This is a genomic window from Streptomyces sp. NPDC004721, from assembly GCF_053601495.1.
In genome coordinates, this window is the sequence record NZ_JBSGBZ010000141.1 from 1 (window position 1) to 3,164 (window position 3,164).

Annotated in this window: 4 protein-coding genes; 1 reads left to right on the forward strand and 3 read right to left on the reverse strand. The window is 66.8% G+C overall.

Features of this window, described 5'->3' with window-relative positions; genetic code table 11:
* The first annotated feature begins 681 nt into the window (after window positions 1-681).
* Window positions 682-1,005, forward strand: a complete 324-nt coding sequence (locus tag ACWEK3_RS42220; RefSeq protein ID WP_453252253.1) for a DUF3024 domain-containing protein — start codon at window positions 682-684, stop codon at window positions 1,003-1,005.
* A gap of 11 nt (window positions 1,006-1,016) precedes the next feature.
* Here ACWEK3_RS42220 and ACWEK3_RS42225 read toward each other — a convergent pair whose 3' ends face one another.
* The 3 genes from ACWEK3_RS42225 to ACWEK3_RS42235 form a co-directional block, all read right to left on the reverse strand.
* Complete coding sequence (locus tag ACWEK3_RS42225) at window positions 1,017-1,493, reverse strand: single-stranded DNA-binding protein (protein ID WP_453252254.1); 477 nt, start codon at window positions 1,491-1,493, stop codon at window positions 1,017-1,019.
* 340 nt (window positions 1,494-1,833) lie between these two features.
* Window positions 1,834-2,220 (reverse strand): hypothetical protein, encoded by a 387-nt coding sequence (locus ACWEK3_RS42230; RefSeq protein WP_453252255.1) that lies wholly within the window; start codon window positions 2,218-2,220, stop codon window positions 1,834-1,836.
* Window positions 2,221-2,371: 151 nt separating this feature from the next.
* The gene (locus ACWEK3_RS42235; protein ID WP_453252256.1) at window positions 2,372-2,932 is read right to left on the reverse strand and encodes a hypothetical protein; all 561 of its coding nucleotides are present in this window, start codon (window positions 2,930-2,932) and stop codon (window positions 2,372-2,374) included.
* Window positions 2,933-3,164 lie beyond the last annotated feature (232 nt).

Consider the following 3,164-nt stretch of genomic DNA (forward strand, 5'->3'; position numbering starts at 1 on the left):
GGTTGGTGCTGGTCATGAGGGGGTGGTTCTCCTGTCGCGCCCTCTCAGGCTAACCCGGCGAAGCGGGATGTCTCACCCAAGGCTGACAGAGAGGGCAGGCAGCGAGCCGAGGAGGACGAGATCGCTCGTCTGCTCGGACACGAGTAGTCCCCACCGTGGTGGCCGATCCTGCTGCAGACCTCCCAGCGCACCGGTGGGGTGAGGGGCTACCCGCGGTATCGCAGGCCGCTCCTGCGCGCTGTTGGGGGTGCGCTTGGCAGTGTGTTTTCGTACGGTTTTCAGTGCCCGGCTCGGACAGGAGGGCAGGGCTTGGCGGTCCCGTGCTCGGTCGCACGTTGCACGGGACCGCCCGCGAGTAGTAAACGGCAAGGTTGAGTGCTCCTTGGCGTCTGCACCTGTGAGGGCTCGGCCGCGCCTTGGCCCGCAGACGGTCACGCCCAGTTGACGCCCAGTTTCCGAAGCGCGGCCTGCTGTTCCTGGGTGAGTTTGTCGCGCCTCTGCTTGGTGTTGGAAGCTCACCGGGGCTGCGGTGGGTGTCACTGGGCGGTTGTGGGTGTGTGGCCTGGGGTGATTCGGCGGGTGGTGTCATCGGGGTGATGCTCTGTCGGTGACATCGGAGTGTGTTTGTGCTGGTCGGTGTCGTGCAGATTCGCATACGTGGCCAGAGTTACGGTGAGGGACGTGAAGATCTCCGAGCTGGACCGGGCCAGGCTGAAGAAGTGGGCCGAGGAGCGCATCCCTGCGCATGCGAAGGCGGAAGTGGCGGTGGGGTGCGCGGTGCGGGGCAATGCCGCTGTGATCACCGAGGAGCGTGCGCCGTGGGACGGGGTCGGGGAGTGGACCTCACGTCGGATTGCTCGGTTGCGGCGTACTGATGAGGGGTGGCAGGTGGACGGGGCGGACCGCAACGGCCGCTGGTATCCGTGCGATCACCTGCCGACAGCCCCGTCACTCGACGAGGCCCTGACTGTCCTGGACGATCCGCGGCACGCGTTCTGGGGCTGACCGGCTGCTGGTCAGAACGGGTGCGGCTCGGCGGGCGCCGAGCTGGGGGACGACTGTGCGGGAGTGACATCGGATCCCGGCCTGGCTGTCGGCGCGGGCCCGCTCTGGGCGGGCACTCCTGCGCGGTAGGTCTTGGTGACGGTCGCGGTCGCATACGTCAGTGAGGCTGCGACCTCCTCGGCGTCGATCTCGAAGACGGTGCGGCGCTGGCCTTCCTTGTCGTCGAATGTGCGCTGCTTGAGGCGGCCCTGGACGATGACGCGCATCCCCTTGGACAGCGACTGCGCGGCATTTTCGCCGGCCTGTCGCCAAAGTGAGCAGCGCAGGAACAGCGGCTCCCCGTCGACGAACTCGTTGCGGTCCCGGTCGAACGTCCTTGGCGTGGAGGCGAGGGTGAACCCGGCCACCGGGATACCGGAGTTGGTGTAACGCAGTTCCACGTCGGCGGTCTGGTTGCCCACCACCGTCACCAGCGTCTCGCCCGCCATGCCGCCACCCCTTGCCTCGTGCTGGAACACGCCCACCGTACCGGCCCTGCACGCCCGCTGGCACGATGACTGTTGTGGCGAGCGAGGAGAATGACCTGGAGACGGCGGCTGTGGCACTGCGTGAGGCACAAACGGCGGTCCACGCCGCCCGCCGGAAGCTGACCGCAGCGGTTGTCAGCGCGTACCGAGCCGGGGAGCCGGTTGCTCGCATCGCTGAGCGTGCGGGCATGAGCGTGATGGAGGTTCGGAATCTGCTGGCTGCTACTGGCACCTCTCGCCGCAGGTGAGCACGGCTGTAGCGTCTCGGACGCATCTGGTCGGGGGCGTCTGATGCCGAAAATCACCGGGTGAGCATGTTGTGCAGCTTGTTGAGGTCGACGGGGTCGATTGCTGACAGAAGCGCGATGGGATCGGGGGTGCGGCGCATGGGCTCGCGTGGTTGCTGGTGCTGGAGCGCGATGCGGACGATGCGGCGGTCGAGTCCGTAGCGGGCGCTGAGCTGGTGCCGGTGGGTGCCGTCTGCGAATCTGATGATCTGCGGGGTTGTGTCAGTGGTGCTTCGGTATCGGGATGTCAGTGTGGTATGGCGCGGTTTCTGCTGTACAGCCTGTTGTGGTCGGGGTTTTTGAGTGGTGACACGGATGCCGATCCGGTGCTGACGTTTTTGGTGGTGATGCGGGTCAGTTGGTTGCCGGTCGGTATAGCCGGGAGTTTTGGTACCGGCCATCAGCGGACTCCCGCACCCACGACACAGCCGCGGCCCCGCGTCGTCGTCCGTGACCACGACCAGCCGCAGCCGAGGCACCCCGTCCCTGCCCATGACGTCAGCGTACGGGCGGTATCCGCACCGGCCCACCCCTCACCTGGCAGGCCATCTCTTACGGCTGGCCAGACTGCTGCTGTGTGCTGGGACGCGAGGTGAGGACGGTAAGCGCGTCCTGCGCGGCCGTGGGGCCGAAAACCATGGTCTTCGCTGCCCGACCAGGGTGGAAGAGTACGTAGTAGGCGGCCAGGTAGGACAGATCGCCCCAGGCTTCGCGCTTGTGGGCACGGCCCAGGAGTTGCCCACAACGGATGCAGGCGATCCACGGGACGACGAGCAGACCAGCAAGCTCCGGCGCGGAGCTAAGCGAGGCCCCGTTCAGGGGGACGGCGTCTGCCGAGGCGACCAATCGCATGCTGAGGCTTTCGGAATCGGCGGAGCGGCACTGCCAGATCCGCTCTTCAAGGGCTTCCCGCTGGCCCCACTCCTCGGCGGTGACCGCCAGATGTGCACGCACGTCCTCGCCAATTGGAATGTCCTGGGCGAGCAGATTAGAGACGACCAGGTCGAGGGCGGACTCCTGCTCTCCGATGGCGCAGGAGTCCATGACCTCTTGCGCGTGCGCAGGAGGAAGGAGAGCGGCAAGGGCCGGCCACACGGTGGCTTCATCCGTCACCCGGACAGGCTATCCATCCGCCCAGGGTGGTGCCCCAGGAGTGGCCAGCCACTGCGACCCGCAACCGCGACAAGCCCTCCGACCTGCACGTCATGCCCGCTCGACTTGTCATGTAAGGATCCGACACAGCTTCTCAGCTTGTTCCTTAACCTCTGGCCTCGAACGACGTCTCGGACGCCCCGCGCATGGCCCTTCTCCTTCTGGACGCCCGCCTGGTGTCGGCCCGTCGGTA

What these genes read in the sequence shown, in the direction of transcription:
- ACWEK3_RS42225 (WP_453252254.1), bottom strand. Translation starts at nt 1,493, where the DNA reads ATGGCGGGCGAGACGCTGGTGACGGTGGTGGGCAACCAGACCGCCGAC.
- ACWEK3_RS42230 (WP_453252255.1), bottom strand. Translation starts at nt 2,220, where the DNA reads ATGGCCGGTACCAAAACTCCCGGCTATACCGACCGGCAACCAACTGAC.